At 66.1% G+C, this 15997-nt stretch carries 11 protein-coding genes and 1 riboswitch; of the genes, 8 read left to right on the forward strand and 3 right to left on the reverse strand.

Going from position 1 to position 15997, the window contains the following annotated elements; genetic code table 11:
- Positions 1 to 158 precede the first annotated feature (158 nt).
- From M0L44_RS04260 to M0L44_RS04290, 6 genes are all read left to right on the forward strand, one after another.
- Positions 159 to 689, forward strand: a complete 531-nt coding sequence (locus M0L44_RS04260; RefSeq protein ID WP_252768420.1) for a GspH/FimT family pseudopilin — start codon at positions 159 to 161, stop codon at positions 687 to 689.
- A 3-nt stretch (positions 690 to 692) separates the two neighbouring features.
- On the forward strand, positions 693 to 1298 hold the full coding sequence (gene pilV / locus M0L44_RS04265) for a type IV pilus modification protein PilV (protein ID WP_252768422.1): 606 nt from the start codon (positions 693 to 695) through the stop codon (positions 1296 to 1298).
- A 10-nt stretch (positions 1299 to 1308) separates the two neighbouring features.
- Positions 1309 to 2163, forward strand: a complete 855-nt coding sequence (locus tag M0L44_RS04270) for a PilW family protein (protein ID WP_252768423.1) — start codon at positions 1309 to 1311, stop codon at positions 2161 to 2163.
- Positions 2163 to 2723 carry a pilus assembly PilX family protein gene (locus tag M0L44_RS04275; RefSeq protein ID WP_252768425.1) on the forward strand — a complete coding sequence of 187 codons (561 nt, stop codon included), beginning with the start codon at positions 2163 to 2165 and terminating at the stop codon, positions 2721 to 2723. The genes M0L44_RS04270 and M0L44_RS04275 overlap by 1 nt, the downstream gene beginning before the upstream one ends.
- A 174-nt stretch (positions 2724 to 2897) precedes the next feature.
- Positions 2898 to 6548, forward strand: a complete 3651-nt coding sequence (locus M0L44_RS04280) for a pilus assembly protein (RefSeq protein ID WP_252768426.1) — start codon at positions 2898 to 2900, stop codon at positions 6546 to 6548.
- Positions 6549 to 6568: 20 nt separating this feature from the next.
- Entirely contained in the window at positions 6569 to 7021 is a 453-nt protein-coding gene (locus M0L44_RS04290; protein WP_290429033.1) for a type IV pilin protein, read from the forward strand.
- Positions 7022 to 7045: 24 nt separating this feature from the next.
- On the opposite strand, the gene nrdR is transcribed toward M0L44_RS04290, so the two are convergent.
- The 3 genes from nrdR to M0L44_RS04305 form a co-directional block, all read right to left on the reverse strand.
- On the reverse strand, positions 7046 to 7489 hold the full coding sequence (gene nrdR / locus M0L44_RS04295) for a transcriptional regulator NrdR (protein ID WP_022981497.1): 444 nt from the start codon (positions 7487 to 7489) through the stop codon (positions 7046 to 7048).
- Between the two features lie 122 nt (positions 7490 to 7611).
- Entirely contained in the window at positions 7612 to 8862 is a 1251-nt protein-coding gene (glyA, locus tag M0L44_RS04300; RefSeq protein WP_252768427.1) for a serine hydroxymethyltransferase, read from the reverse strand.
- A gap of 61 nt (positions 8863 to 8923) precedes the next feature.
- Positions 8924 to 9083: riboswitch (ZMP/ZTP riboswitch) on the reverse strand.
- Positions 9084 to 9094: 11 nt separating this feature from the next.
- Entirely contained in the window at positions 9095 to 9994 is a 900-nt protein-coding gene (locus M0L44_RS04305; RefSeq protein ID WP_252768574.1) for a lytic transglycosylase domain-containing protein, read from the reverse strand.
- A gap of 293 nt (positions 9995 to 10287) precedes the next feature.
- Here M0L44_RS04305 and M0L44_RS04310 point away from each other — a divergent pair, with 293 nt between their 5' ends.
- Entirely contained in the window at positions 10288 to 11844 is a 1557-nt protein-coding gene (locus M0L44_RS04310; protein WP_252768428.1) for a UbiD family decarboxylase, read from the forward strand.
- A gap of 333 nt (positions 11845 to 12177) precedes the next feature.
- Positions 12178 to 15987, forward strand: coding sequence for a DUF748 domain-containing protein (locus tag M0L44_RS04315; protein WP_252768429.1), 3810 nt, complete (start codon positions 12178 to 12180; stop codon positions 15985 to 15987).
- The last annotated feature ends 10 nt before the right edge of the window (positions 15988 to 15997 follow it).

The following is a 15997-nucleotide window of genomic DNA, read 5'->3' on the forward strand; positions in this document are numbered from 1 at the left end:
AAAGGTGGGCACACCGAGGGGGGAATGACATCCACGGCGACCTGTTCCCAGAATCCTCGACATCGCGAAATACATCGGGCATCCGAGTCCGACAGGGAGAGGACATGAGGCGAGGATTCGAGGGGGCGGTCCAGCCGCGTCGGAGGACGCAGCATGGCGTGACGCTGATCGAGACCACTTTGGTGGTGGGCATCGCTGCTGTGCTGATGGGGCTGGCGGCACCTTCCATGCAGGCCACCCTTCACCGCCAGGCCATTCTGGCGGAGGCCAAGCTGCTTCGTGAAGGGATCCATCAGGCGCGTTCTGAGGCAGTGCGGCGCGGCGAGATGGTGGTTCTATGTGCCCTGGATCCCGAACCCCAGTCGGAAGGGCCGTTGCGTTGCGCGTCTTCGGGCAAGGACTGGAGCCATGGCTGGCAGGTCTTCCTGGACCGCGATGGCAGTGGAGACCAGGATGAGGGTGACACCGTCTTGATGGTGCACCAGCAGCGGTCAGTGGTCGGCACAGTGACGGCGACCTTGCGTTCGATCAGTTTTCACCCACTTGGCTTCTCGACCAGTGCGGCCTCCCATTTCCGGTATGTCCCTCCTGGCCAACCGGCCGACGCGCGAGGTGTGCCTGGCAGTCTGCTGGTCTGCGTGAACAAGCCCGGGCGGGTTCGGTTGATCGAGACAGACGACTGTGCGTGAACCATGGGCGAACACTGTTTGACTTGGCCGGATACCGCAGGCTCCGCGAAGCCAGTCGAGCGACGGTCTGTGTTGACAAGCGGTTCCCATCGGCGCGTTCGCGGGGCGACTCTTGTCGAGGTGCTGGTGGCCATCCTCATTGTTTCCATCGGCATGTTGGCCATGGCGGGGTTGCTGGGCAACGCCACGCGCTTTGGCAAGACAGCAGAGTTCCGGGCGATCGCCACGCTGCTGGCATCGGACATGGCCGATCGCATGCGGGCGAACTTCGGGGCGCCAGCGGGTGCCGTTTACGCCAAGGTGACGCCTTCCATTTTGGCCAAAGGTATTCCGGCGGCCGCAGATTGTGTGAATCCCGATGTCTGCACTCAGACGGAGATGGCGGCCCAGGACGTGGCGGCTTGGGAGGCGGCCTTGTTCAAGGCACTGCCCAGTGGAACCGGCTACATCAGTGCGAACACGGACTACAACCTGTTTGACGTCTGGGTGATTTGGCGAGAGACAGACGCAGATTCCGCTGCGGCGGCCGGTGTTGGCAAGGATGGGTGTCCTCCCCACTTCTCTGTTGAGGGGGCACCCCGCTGCATGCACTTCCGTGTGGGGCTGTGAGGGCATTGGGATGAAGATGTCGGTTCCCCGATCCTGGCAGCATGGCTTCACCCTGGTCGAACTCATGGTGGCCATGGTGATCGGCCTGGTGCTCCTTGCTGCCATGTATTCCGGCTACCTCGCGTCCAGCCGCACCACAGGCGTGGGGCGTGCGCTGTCCCAGATTGCCGAAGATGCCAGCGCCGCCATGGGGGTGCTGCGCAGCCAAGTCAATGCAGCGGCATACAGTGCACCTGTGGGTGGGGCGGCTGGGCCCGGGACGGGCTTCACCCACCACGCATCCACCGGCGATTGGGTGCGGGGCTGCGACACCGATTTTGCGGACATGACGCAGCCCATCGGCTTGTTGACCTGCGGTGCCAGTGGCTCGAATGCGCTGGCCGTGGCCTATGAGGCCCACGAATTCAACAGCATCACGAAGCTGGTTGCTGGCGCGAGAGTGCCGATGGACTGCCTGGGCAACGCATTGCCGTTGACCAGTGGCTACTACCTGTCCTACAGCCGGTTCTACATCAAGGACAACGCGCTCTATTGCATGGGGCCAGGCAATGCGGGCGGCCAGGCGCTGGTCGACAACATCTCGGGCATGCGGATCACCTATGGCGTGGCGGCTCCGGGAAGCCACGTGGCTGCGTCCTACAAGAGCGCTTCGGAGGTGGATGCTGCGGGCACCTGGCCTCGGGTGGTCGCTGTTCGAGTGTGCCTGGTGGTCCGCAGTGCAGACCCTGTCCTGGATTCGCCGACACCGTATCAGGACTGTGATCCGTTTGAAGAGAGCAAGGTCCCGGGGGCAGGTGACCGCCGCATGTACCGGACCTTCACATCCACGTTCGTGATTCAGAACCGGAGGGGGACTGCACTGTGATGAACGTACGTCTACAGATCACGGCGGGAGCAAGAGTCCAGCGGGGCGTTGTTCTTATCGTCGCGCTGGTGATGCTAGCGATCATTGCGCTGATGTCCGTTTCCGTCATGCGTGCCTCCCTGGCCTCCGACCTGATCGTCAACAACGTGCGGGCGCAGAGTTTGGCCCAGCAATCGGCCGAGCTGGCGTTGCGCTACTGTGAGCGGCAGGCCAATGCCGACGTGCAGTCTGGTCGGGCTGCTTTCATCCTGCCGGCGCTGGATGACGACGATGGCGACCCAGCCAATGGACGTCCTACCCGCTGGAACACCTTCTCCAACTGGTTCGGTGGCAGTGCGGTGGCGGTGACTGTGCCTGATGCGGTGGTGGTGTCTGTGGACAGTCCAGTGAAGCCGCCTAACCCGCAGTGCCTGCCTGAGTACACGGTGCTCAACGATGGCACCACCACGATTGTTCTGATCACCGCACGCGGCTTCAGTCCCGATCATCGGCAGGATGTCATCGGACGGACTCTGGCGGGGTCAGTGGTCTGGCTTCAGTCCATGCTGAGGTTCAACTGATTCTCTGCCAGTAGACCGGCATCAGGAATTCGCCACATGAGATCGTTTCAGGGCACCAGGATCCGAAACCGGGTCTGTCTGCTGACCGCGATGGCGGCATGCGCGACCTGGGCCACCGAGCCTTCGCAGAGGCCGCTGACCAGCCAGTCCGGTTCGACCCCTCTGCCGAATGTGATGACCACGATCGACGATTCCGGCTCGATGCTGTCGGATGCGATGCCAGAGGGGACGTTTTCGGTGAACGGGAAGAGCGTTTCGCTCCTCTCCAAGTGGGTGGCGGGGTTCCCTGGGGATCCTCGCAAGGGAACCACCTATGGCGATTGCTACGCTCCTGCTGACCCTGCATCCACGAGCACCTACCAGCGCTGGTACCGGTCTCCGGACATCAACACCATCTGGTACAACCCGGAGGTCCGTTATCGCCCATGGCTCAAGCCAAAGCCTGCGCCGGATGGGTCCGGTGTGCGCATGAGCAATGTGGCTGATCCCAAGAAGGCGCCCTGGGATCCTGTGACGACCGGTCTGAGTCCGGCCACCTTTGATCTGGTGACCAAGCGCAGCATCAACACGACCTGGTGCACCGGCTCAAGCGCGACCAGCAGTGGTAGCAAGAACTTCAGCCCTGGCATTTACTATCGTCTGAAGACTCCGACTTCGGCTCCCGACGTGGCGGGCAACTTCGTGCTCTACGACGTCAATGGCGTGGATGGTCCCTATTCGCCTGACCTGAAATCGGCCGATCGCACCGACTGCGCAGGTACCAAGTGCACCCAGGCCGAGGAGATTCAGAACTTCGCCAACTGGTTCACCTACTACCGCATGCGTGAATCGATGGCCAAGGCCGCGGTGACCGAGTCCTTCTTCAACTTCAAGGACAAGCTGCGGGCCGGTTGGGGGCGCATCAACAAAACGACTGCCACCAAGGTTGACGGTACCGCCGCGACCAAGAGCTTCTCGATCGTGGAACTCGGCGTCAAGCAATTGGACGCCACTCAGCTGGAGACCATGCTGACCGGTGTGCAGGGCATTCAGTCCTGGCCCTCCACGCCGCTGCGTACCGCACTGGACGGAGTGGGCCAGTACTTTTACAAGCGCACCGACAGCTACAGCCCCTGGATGACCACACCGGGTGACACCTCGGCGCCCGGCAACGTGAAGCTGGCCTGTCGGCGCACGGTCAACGTGCTGACCACCGATGGCTATTACAACGACAGCTACACCGCCGCAAGTGACCAGGACACCACGGCCAGTTCCTTCAGCTATCCCTACGACGAGGCGCATCCGGACCAGAACCCTGGCAACTACAGTCCCTACACCTACACGCCGGGCCGGCCCTTCACCGACGCGCCCGGAAAGTACAGCAACACGTTGGCCGATGCAGCGATGCGTTGGTACGTCGAGGATTTGGACCCCAGCATTGCGAACAAGGTGGCGCCGATCGATGGCGACATCGCGTTCTGGCAGCACTTGACGCAGTTCACGGTGGGCATTGGCGTGAAGGGCACCCTGGATGCCTCGACGGATGCGGCCAAGGCCTCGACGCTGGCGGCACTCACCCAGGGAACGGCGACCTGGCCCGACCCGAGCCAAGGCAACCCGCAGAAGATCGACGACCTGTGGCACGCGGCGGTCAACACGGGCGGCGATTTCAATTCGGTCAAGAACGTCACCGAGTTGACCCAAGCCTTGTCGGCGGCCTTCGGCAAGGCCGTAGACAACACGGCAAGCGAGTCCGGTGCGGGCACAGTGGCGTCCACCCTGGCGCTGCAAAACATCAAGTTCGTGCCGGAATACAAGTCGGGCGCCTGGTACGGCGATGTCTTGGCCTACAAGCTCGACACCAGTGGCAATGTGATCGGTACTTCCCCGGTCTGGAAGGCATCGTCGACCCTGCCAGCGTTCACGGATCGCAAGCTGTTCACATGGAGTGGCTCCAAGCCAGAGGCGTTCACGATCAAGGGCGTCGATGCCGCCGGCAAGACCCTGATCTCCGCGACCGAGACGGACGCGGAGAACCTCATCAGCTACATCCGTGGAGATGCATCCAACGAAGGAGCTGCCTCGAGTTACCGCTCCCGGGGTGGGCAGTTCCTGGGCGACTTCATCAACTCCCCTCCCGTGTTTGTGAAGAACCTGGTGAACCTGGGGTACGACCAGTTGAGCAACGGCACTTGGAAGGGGGCATACGCTGACTACCTCGCAACCAAGTCCAGCCGCACCGACGGTGTGGTGGCAGTGGGTGCCAACGCGGGTGTCTTTCATCTTTTCCAAGGGTCCACCGGCAAGGAGGTCTTCGGCTTCCTGCCGCGGGAGGGCTTTTCGCATTACGCCGCGCTGGCCAGCAAGACCTACGGCAGCAACGACAACTATCACCGCTTCTTCGTGGACGGACCGACGGTGGAGTCGGACGTCTACATTCAGCCGCGCGGTGAGACCGGTGCGCGCTGGACCAATGTGCTGATCGGCAGCATGGGCGCTGGCGGGCGGGATGTGTTTGCATTGCACCTGCCCACGGCCGATCCCTCTGCCGATCTGGGGGCCAGCAATGTGCTCTGGGAGCTCTCCGGTCACGCGGATCTCGGCTATGTGATCGGCGACATCCGTGTCGGGGCCATCCAGGGCGCGACGCTGGCCGACCATTCCGGTTGGTATGCGTTTGTTGGCAACGGGGCCTACAGCAGCAGCGGCAACGCCGCACTGTTGGTGGTCGATGTGCAGAGCGGTGCTGTCGTCAAGTCCATCCAGGTGCCCACCTCGGGCGCCAACGGGTTGGGGGGGGTGTACCTGTTGCGCAATGCGCACCAGGAGGTCTATGCCGCTTATGCCGGCGACCTGCAGGGCAATCTGTGGCGCTTCGACTTCGGCGATGGTGCCAACACGGACAGCTGGAAGGTTTCCTTTGGGGGGCAGCCGCTGTTCAAGGCGCTTGATTCCGCGGGGGTCGCGCAGCCCATCACGGCTTCACCGATGGTGATCGCCCATCCCAGCCAAGGCTATGTGGTGCTGTTCGGGACCGGTAAGTTGTTCGATGAAAGCGACCCGACCAACATGGCCCTCCAGAGCTTCTATGGTGCCTGGGATAACACGGCAGCGGGCAGTCCTGGCGGCAACGCCAGCCCCTTCTATGCAGCGGTACAGGCTGGTGGAGTCTCTCCCTATCGCAGCGTGTTGGTTCAGCAGACCATCAACACCACCGATGTCGTGACGGGAACCAAGGTGGTCAATGGTCAAACGGTGACCACCAACGAGCGGTTCTACAAGGTGTCCTCCAACAGCATCGACTGGACTACGAAGAAGGGTTGGTATCTGGACCTGAACATCATGGGGGGGCAGCGGGTGGTGTATCCGTCGCAGGGCGTTTTGACCTTCGCCTATATCAACACCATCGTGCCGGCCCAGCCGGCGGCCCAATGCGAATACAACGTGGGGACAGGCTTCAATTTCGTGATCGACGCCTATTCCGGGGCGGCACCGACAACCCCGGTGTTTGACACCAACGGCGATGGGGTGGTGAACAGTTCCGATGCCATCGTGGCCGGCGCGCAGAGTCTGGCCGATGGCGTCGACAAGCTGTTGACCAGCCAACCGGATGTCGTGGGCGATCAACCGCCGGTGGCCCAATGCTTGGAAGACAAGGAGGGACGTTGTCCTGTGGGCTACTGCCTGACCGTGGCGGTCAACAGCAGTGGGGAGGGGCAGGAGATGTGCCTGCCCGACAAGTGCACGATCAACCCTGCGGCCTGCCCACCTGCGGCCAGCCATGTGATCACCGATCGGGTGTGGCGCCAGATTCTCAACCCGCCCACGCCGGCCGCCGCACCGTGATCAACCCGCGAGACACCGTCATGCTTCACTCCCGCCCCAACCGGGTCCCGCGGTTCGCCCGGGCCATGGCCGGCTTCACCCTGATCGAATTGATGATCGTGGTGGCCATCGTGGCCATCCTGGCTTCGGTGGCCTACCCGGCCTACACCAGCCAGGTCAGAAAGAGCCGGCGGGCCGATGCCGAGACGGTGCTGCTACAGGCTGAGCAGTACCTGCAGCGCTATTACGCGACCAGCAGCAAGGGCTACACCGGGGCGGACCTGTCCACGCCGGGGCTGACGATCTCGCCGATGGGTTCCGGCTCGGGCAAGCAGTACTACGACATCTCGGTGGAAATTCCGGACGACGGGCAAAGCTACACACTCAGTGCGGCGCCGACCCAGACTGGTGACCCCTGTGGCACGCTGACGTTGACCAGCACCGGGGCCAAGGGGCAAGCCGATGGCGCCACCTTGTCTCAGTGCTGGCAGTGATGCGCCGCCGCGCTCTCGCCGGTTTCAGATCTCCTTGATCAGCCGGCTGAACTCGTCCACGTCTTCGAAGCTGCGATAGACCGAGGCAAAGCGGACGTAGGCCACCTTGTCGAGGCGCTTGAGTTCGCGCATCACCAGTTCGCCCACCCGGGTGGAGGGCACTTCACGCAGACCGCTCGCCAGCAGCTTGTCCTGGATGCGCTCAATCGCTGCATCGACCTGTTCGATGCTCACCTGCCGCTTGCGCAGCGCCAGGGTCATCGAGGCGCGCAGCTTGGCCGGATCGAACTCCACCCGGGCGCCGCTGCGCTTGACCACCGCGGGCAGGGCGATCTCGGCCCGCTCATAGGTGGTGAAGCGCTTGTCGCACTTGGTGCAGCGCCGACGCCGTCGCACCACATCGCCTTCGTCGGACTCGCGGGTCTCGACGACCTGGGTTTCATCGTGGGCACAGTAGGGGCAGCGCATGCGGGATGCTCCAGACAACAGCAACGACGCCTGAGCGCCAAATATGCCACGGGCCCGACAACGGTGCGTTGACGGGCCCGTGGGGCAGTGAAGGGCAGCAAGGCCGCCCCCGCAGCGAAGGGTCAGCGGTAGACCGGGAAGTCGCGGGTCAGCGCGGCAACCTGCTCGCGCACACGGGCAATGTTCGCCTCGTCATGCGGATTGTCCAGCACGTCAGCGATCAGGTGGGCGGTGGCGCGCACCTGCTCTTCCTTGAAGCCACGGGTGGTCATGGCCGGGGTGCCCAGGCGGATGCCGCTGGTCACCATGGGCTTCTGCGGATCGTTCGGGATGCCGTTCTTGTTGCAGGTCATGTGGGCTGCGCCCAGGATGGCCTCGGCTTCCTTGCCGGTCAGGCCCTTGGGGCGCAGGTCCACCAGCATCACATGGCTCTCGGTGCGGCCGGAGACGATGCGCAGGCCGCGCTCGATCAGGGTCTCGGCCAGCACCTTGGCGTTCTTGACCACCTGTTCTTGATAGGCCTTGAACTCGGGGCTCAGCGCTTCCTTGAAGGCCACGGCCTTGCCGGCGATGACATGCATCAGCGGGCCGCCCTGGATGCCGGGGAAGATGGCCGAGTTGATCTTCTTGGCCACATCCTCGTTGTTCATCAGGATGATGCCGCCACGGGGGCCACGCAGGCTCTTGTGCGTGGTCGAGGTCACCACGTCGGCATGCGGCACAGGGTTCGGGTAGACGCCCGCAGCCACCAGGCCGGCATAGTGGGCCATGTCCACCATGAAGTAGGCGCCGATCTCCTTGGCGATCTTGCCAAAGCGCTCGAAGTCGATGCGCAGGGCGAAGGCCGAGGCGCCGGCGATGATCAGCTTGGGCTTGTGCTCGCGTGCCAGGGCCTCCATGGCCGCGTAGTCGATGTCCTCGTTGGCATCCAGGCCGTAGCTCACGACCTTGAACCACTTGCCGGACATGTTCAGCGGCATGCCGTGGGTCAGGTGGCCACCTTCGGCCAGGCTCATGCCCATGATGGTGTCGCCGGGCTGCAGCAGGCCAAAGAAAACGGCCTGGTTGGCCTGCGAACCCGAGTTGGGCTGCACGTTGGCGAAGTTGGCGCCGAACAGTTGCTTGACCCGATCGATGGCCAGTTGCTCAACCACGTCCACGTTCTCGCAGCCGCCGTAGTAGCGCTTGCCGGGATAGCCCTCGGCGTACTTGTTGGTCAGTTGGCTACCCTGCGCCTGCATCACGGCCGGCGAGGTGTAGTTTTCCGAGGCGATGAGCTCGATGTGCTCTTCCTGGCGCTTGTTTTCAGCCTGGATGGCGGCCCACAGGTCGGGGTCGACGTTGGCGATCGTCGATTGGGAACGGTCGAACATGGAAGCTTCCTTCAAGTCGGGGCGAGTTCACCCGGCGGCCCGATGTGTGGCCACATCAGGTGCGGGTTGCCCAGGCGAACGGCAGAATCGATGCGGAACGCTGGACGGGCAAGCCCGTCGCGGCGTTGCACTTCGCGCTTCCCGGTGGTGATCCACCTCGTCGGTCGGGCAGCTCGCGTGGAGCGTGCCGCGACCCTCTATCGCCAGTCGCGCGAAGGCAGCTAGTGTACCGTCAGCCGGTCACCAAGGCGACATGGTCGCCCTTGGCAGCGTCGGGCATGTGGCCCACCGGCGCCTCAGTCTTGCCGTTGGCGGCATCGGGCAGCACTGCATGGGAGGCGGCTTCCGCGGCTGGCGCCGCGGCCACCGCATTGGAGACGTTCACCGAGATGTTCTGACCGGCGGCGACGCGCCGCAGGCGATCCTGTTCGGCCAGCACCCGCACGGCGTAGCCGCCGTCGGCGTCCGAATTGGCGGCGCCCACGTAGTAGCGCAGCCCCGCCTCGATGCCGCCGGCCCGCGAGATGCACTCACGCAACACCTGCACACCCACACGCAGGTTGGAGACGGGGTCGAAGGCGGCCAGGGTGCCGCCAAAGGCCTCGTATTTCTGGTTGTGAACGCGGGTCATCACCTGCATCAGCCCCTGGGCGCCCACGGGGCTTTGGGCGAAGGGGTTGAAGTTGGACTCGATCGCAACCACAGCCAGGATCAGGGTCGGATCCATGCCGGTGCGTTGGCCCACATGCCAGGCTTCCTGCACCAGCAGGGCCACCGGTTCGGGGGCCACGCGGTAACGGCGGGCCAGCCAATTGGCCACCACCGCCTGTTGGCGGCTCAAGGTCTTGGGGTCCACGGCCAGGGCCTGGGCCAGGTTGGCATTGGCCGGGTCTTCGGGCAGCAAAGCGTCATCGGCCGGGCTGACGGCGTCCGGCGGGGCCAGGCGGGCTTGCAGCCAGCCATAGGCCTGTTGCTCGATGGACGCACGCAGGTCCGCGCGGCCAGCCAGGAAGATCGTGGTCGTGACGACCACCAATCCCACCAAGGCCAGCATGTTGTGGCTGACGTCCAGCAGTCCGCGTCCCACGTCGCGCAGGAACACTCCTGCGCTGTGGCGCACTGCGTCGGTCATGCGCTGCCACCATTGCGGTTCAGTCATGTCCTTCCTCACTTCTCGGGTCGCCGCCCATTCAGGGGTCTGTGCGGCGTCGCGCCGTCGATCAGACCAGGGTGGCGATAATCGGATGCTTCGGCGGTGCCGGGGCTGTGCTCGCCGGCCTTCACGTCGAAGCGGAAGGTTTCCCTGTCACGGCACCCCAGGGCGGGGCGCGGGCAAACCTGAAACTTCAGTTGTCGAGGCGGATTGTAGGAAGACCGGAAATAACCGGTCAAGTATATGGAATTGATTCTTTATAACCAGAATCTATGAAATACCGTGACCTGAGGGACTTCGTCCAGGGGCTGGAACGGCAGGGCGAACTGTGCCGCGTGGCCCAGCCGGTGTCGCCCCATCTCGAGATGACGGCCCTGTCCGACCGCGTCCTGCGGGCCGAGGGGCCGGCACTGTTGTTCGAGCGGCCCACCGGGCACACCGTGCCCGTGCTGGCCAATCTCTTTGGCACGCCGCGTCGGGTGGCCCTGGGCATGGGGGCCGAATCCGTGGCCGATCTGCGCGATGTGGGGCGCCTGCTGGCCGCGCTGAAGGAACCCGAACCGCCGCGCAGTCTGCGCGAGGCGGGCAAGCTCTGGGACATGGCCAAGGCGGTCTGGGACATGAAGCCCGCCAAGGTGGGATCGCCGGCCTGCCAGGAGGTGGTGCTGGAAGGCGCGCAGGGGGACCTGGCTCACTGGCCGATCCAGCACTGCTGGCCTGGCGATGCCGCACCGCTGATCACCTGGGGCCTGGTCATCACCCGGGGGCCGCAATCGGTGCCCCAGCCGCGCCAGCGCCAGAACCTGGGCATCTACCGCCAGCAGGTGATCGGCCGCAACGAGGTGATCATGCGCTGGCTGGCCCACCGTGGCGGAGCGCTGGATTTCCGCGAGTTCGCGCGGGTGAATGCAGGCCAGCCTTTCCCGATCGCCGTGGCGCTGGGTGCCGATCCGGCCACCACGCTGGGGGCCGTCACGCCGGTGCCCGACACCTTGTCTGAGTACCAGTTCGCCGGCTTGCTGCGCGGCGGCCGCACCGAGCTGGCGGACACCCAGGTGGGCGAAGGGGGGCTGAAGTTGCAGGTGCCCGCTCGGGCCGAGATGGTGCTGGAGGGGCACATCCCTACCGCGCCCGCGGGCTACAGCGGCCACAGCGATCATGGCGTGCCGGTCAAGGAGATCGGCGGCTACCTGCATGCCTTGGAGGGGCCCTACGGCGATCACACGGGTTATTACAACGAGCAGGACTGGTTCCCGGTCTTTCGCATCGACCGCCTCACCCACCGGCGCGACCCGATCTACCACTCCACCTACACCGGCAAGCCACCGGACGAGCCAGCCGTGCTCGGCGTGGCCCTCAACGAGGTCTTCGTGCCGCTGCTGCAGAAGCAGTTCCCGGAGATCGTGGACTTCTACCTGCCGCCCGAGGGCTGCAGCTACCGCATGGCCATCATTTCGATCCGCAAGGCCTATCCGGGTCATGCCAAGCGGGTGATGTTCGGCCTGTGGAGCTTCCTGCGCCAGTTCATGTACACCAAGTTCATCGTCGTGACCGACGAGGACGTGGACATTCGCGACTGGAAGGAGGTGGTCTGGGCCATCACCACCCGCATGGATCCGGTGCGCGACACCACGCTGGTGGAGAACACACCCATCGACTACCTGGACTTCGCCTCGCCGGTCAGCGGCCTGGGCGGCAAGATGGGGCTGGACGCCACGAACAAGTGGCCGGGCGAGACCTCGCGCGAGTGGGGGCGGACGATCGAGATGGAGGCTGGCGTGCAGCAGCGCATGGACGCGCTCTTCGAGCAACTGATGGCGGGGCGTTGAAGCACCTTCGCATTCACCCCCTTGCCAACCTCCTGGGGCGGGAGTAATCTGAAACTGCCTCTTCTGAGAGGCAATCCTCGAAGGCGCCGTCGGTGCGCTTCGGGGGCACAGGCCCAATTTTCGCCAGTGCCCCATCGGGTGAGACATTCACCCCGGGCCCCTCTGAACCATCCGGTACAGAGGGGCTTTGTGCTTCTGGGCGCATGCAGGCGAGGGACGGGGCAGCAGCGAAGATCTATCGGCCTATAGTGATGCTCAGTCCATTGTTCGGGGTGCCGTGACCCCGAGAGCCCCATGTCTGTTGCCTCCAGCCTTTCCCTTCTCTCCCGCCTTGTGAGTCGCCGCCGTCTGGCCTGGGCGGCCGGGGCACTGGTCCTGCTGGCTGCCTCGATGGCGGTGGGTGTGCCCCTGGGGCTGCGCTGGGCCCTGGAGACGCGGGCGCCCGAGTGGATCGGCCGCCCGGTGCAGGTCCAGGCCGTCCGCTTCAATCCCTTCCTGCTGCGTTTGCGGCTGGAGAACTTGGACGTCGGCGCGGCACAGGCCGGCCAGCCTCCGCAACTCCATGTGGACGAACTGTCGCTCTCCCTGGGGTGGTCTTCGCTGTGGCACCGCGCGCCGGTGGTGCGTGCGCTGTCCCTGCGGGCGCCAAGGCTGAACCTGAGCCGCACGGCCGAGGGGCACTATGACGTGGACGATCTGCTGCAGCGCTGGCAGAAGCCTGCACAGACGCCCTCGTCCGCCGAACCGGCCCGTTTCGCGCTCTACAACCTGCAGATCCAGGACGGTCAGGTCCATGTCGATGACCGCCCGGTGGAACAGCGCCACAGCCTGACCGGCCTGACCCTGGGCATCCCTTTCATTTCCACCCTCAGCGAGGCGGACGAAAAGATCGAGGTCCAGCCCCGGTTGGCCTTCGACCTGGACGGCAGCCAGTTCGACACGGGCGCCCGACTGACCCCCTTCGACCCGAAGGCGCCAGAGCAGGTGCATCTGCGCCTGCCCGATCTGGACCTGGCCCATTGGGTGCCCTATCTGCCGGCCAGCCTGCCGTTGAAGCTGCAGCAAGGACATCTGGCGCTGGATCTGACCTTGGGCCTCGAGCAGGCTCCGCAGAGCATGGACTGGCGTCTTTCCGGCCAAATCGGGCTGAAGGACCTCGCCCTGCAGTGGCCGGACCGGACGCAGGCGCTGGCCGTGCAGGCGCTGAACCTGAAGATCAAGGCGGTGGCGCCGCGGCAGCACACGCTGGACCTGGACGAACTGCAGCTCAAGGGCTTGCGTTTGGCCACGCGGCGCGATGGGCAAGGCCGTTGGGATTGGCTGGCCCTGGCCGGCGCGCCAGCGGTGCCCGGCAAAGCCACCTCCGCATCGGCGCCGGCAGCCGCGCACCCTTCGGCACCGTCTTCCGCAGGGGCGCCCGGCACGGCCGACACGGCGGCCTGGACCGTCTCCCTGGACCGGCTCACGCTTGAGGACACCCGGGTGGCGTTGGTGGATGAACTGCCCCGTCCGGCCGGGCAGTGGTCGCTGTCCTTGCCCACCGTGTCGGCGCAGGCCCTGCGCTGGCCCTTGGCCGACGCCGCCCGGGCCACCCATTGGCAGGCTCGCGTGGCCCTGGCCGCTGGCGAGAAGGGCGTGCCGTCCGGCGAGGCCGAGGTGCAGGGCAGCCTGAGCCGAGAAGGCGGTCAGCTGGACCTGAAGGCCACGGACTGGACGGTGGAAGCCTGGCAACCCTATCTGGCGGCCTATCTGCAACCCCGGCTGCAGGGCAGCGTGTCGACCCAGGCACTGGTTCGCTGGCAGGGAGCGCCGGGGGCGCAGCTTCCGAGCGTGCAGGTGCCCGAGCTGTCGCTGGACCAATGGAAGGTGATCGATGGTGACGGGCGCGCGGCGCGCACCGCGGTGGCCTGGGAGCACCTGGCCGTGCAGAACGTCACCGTCGACGGCCCGGCGCGGACCGTCAAGGTGGAGCAGCTGCGCTGGACGGCGCCCCAGGCACAGTTGCGTCGGGATGCCAAGGGCGCACTGGACCTGGCCCACTGGGTCCGCCCGCAGCCTGACGGGGCCGGCCGCGGTGCCGCCGGAGCGGACAAGGGGCCGGCCTGGCAGATCGCCCTGGGGCAGACCCTCATCGAGAAGGGGCGGCTGCAATGGCGCGATGAGGCCCAGGGGGGCGAGCCCATCCAGGTGAACCTGGACACGCTGGGCCTGCGCGCTGGCGCGCTGCAGTGGCCAGCCGCCAGGGGCGCGGCGGTGCCGCTGCAGGGCGAGTTGCGCTGGCTGGCCGCCGAGCGCTCTCGCCGCCCAGGCAGCCTGCGCTGGCAGGGGCAGCTGGGGCTGGACCCCTGGTCCTGGAAGGGCCAGGTCCGTGCCGACCAGCTGCCGCTGTCCACCGCCTCGGGCTATCTGGATGGCGGCTGGCCCGTGGCGGTGGACCATGCCCAGGCCAGCGCGCGCCTGCAGACCCGGGTGGCCTGGGGGCCGGCCGGTCTGAGTCTGGGCGTGCAGGGCGAGGCCCGGTTGAACGACTTCCGCCTCAACAGCCGGCTGGGGGCCGTGGGGGACGCCACTGCCGCGGCCCAGGCCGACGAACTGATGAGCTGGCAGTCGCTGGGTCTGACCGGGCTGGACATCCGGATGGTGCCGGGACAAGCGCCGCACTACGGGCTGGGGCAGGTGAGCCTGTCCGACTTCTTCGCGCGGCTGGTGGTCACGGAGCAGGGGCGCCTCAACCTGAACGACCTGGCCGCCCGGCGGGCCGCTGGGCTGGCGCCGGCAGAGACGACACCCTCCGCCCCCCCGGTGGCTCCCCCGGCTGGCGTGGCCCTGTCGGCGGCGCCGGTGGCCTCGGCCGCTTCGGCCGTCATCACGGCCGCCCAGTCTCCGGCGGCGGCTGGCGTGCCTGCAGCCCTGGCTCCCCAGATCGTCATCGGGGGCGTGGAGCTGCTGCGTGGGCGGGTGGATTTCGAGGACCATTTCATCCGCCCCAATTACCGGGCGGACCTGACCGAGTTGAACGGCCGCATCGGCGCTTTCAGCAGCGCCTCGCCGCAGATGGCCGCGGTGCAGCTCAACGGCCGGGCGGCCGGCACGGCCCAGCTGGCCATCCAGGGCACGGTGAACCCGCTGGCCAGCCCCCTGGCCATGGATCTGCAGGCCCGGGCCAGCGACCTGGAGCTGGCCCCCCTGTCGCCCTATGCCGGCAAGTACGCCGGCTACGCCATTGAGCGCGGCAAGCTGACGATGGACGTGGCCTACCGCATCGACCCGGATGGCAAGCTGCAGGCGCGCAACCAGATCGTGCTCAACCAGCTGACCTTCGGTGACAAGATCGACAGCCCGGAGGCCACCAAGCTGCCGGTGCTGCTGGCCGTGGCCCTGCTGAAGGATCGCAACGGCGTGATCGACCTGGATCTGCCGATCAGCGGTTCGATCAACGACCCGCAGTTCAGCATCGGCGGGCTGATCGTCAAGGTCATCGTCAACCTGTTGGTCAAGGCGATCACCGCGCCGTTTGCGCTGTTGACCGGTGGCGGCGGCCCGGACCTGAGCCAGATCGCCTTCCTGCCAGGCACCGCGGCACCGGCACCTGGCGCAGAGGCGGCCCTGGACAAGGTGGCCAAGGCCCTGCAGGACCGGCCGGGCCTGCGCATGACCGTGACCGGCACGGCCGACCCGACGGCCGAGCACGAGGCTCTGCAGGCGGCCTGGGTCCAGCAGCGGGTCCTGGCCGAGCAGCGGCGTCTGGCCCTGCGCGAAGGGTCCGCACCGGATGCTCCGCTGCCTGCGCTGGATGCCGCCACCCGCGAGACCCTGCTGAAGCAGGTCTATGCCGACACCAAGCTGCCCGACAAGCCGCGCAATGTGCTGGGCCTGGCCAAGGATATTCCGGTGGCCCAGATGGAGGCCCTGCTGCGCAAGGCGGCCCCCGTCAACGAGGACACGGCACGCCAGCTGGCGCTGGATCGCGGCATCGCGGTGCGGGATGCCCTGCTGGCCCGCGGTCTGCCCAGCGAGCGGCTGTTCCTGGCCGCGCCCAAGGCGCACGCCGCCAGCGCCACGGGCGGGGAGGGAACCGCTGGGCGGGCCCAGGACTCCCAACCCTGGCAGCCCAGCGCACAGCTGAGCCTGGACACCCGCTGAAACCACCCAT

The organism is Ideonella oryzae (assembly GCF_024055665.1).
In the GTDB taxonomy this organism is placed as follows: domain Bacteria; phylum Pseudomonadota; class Gammaproteobacteria; order Burkholderiales; family Burkholderiaceae_C; genus Ideonella; species Ideonella oryzae.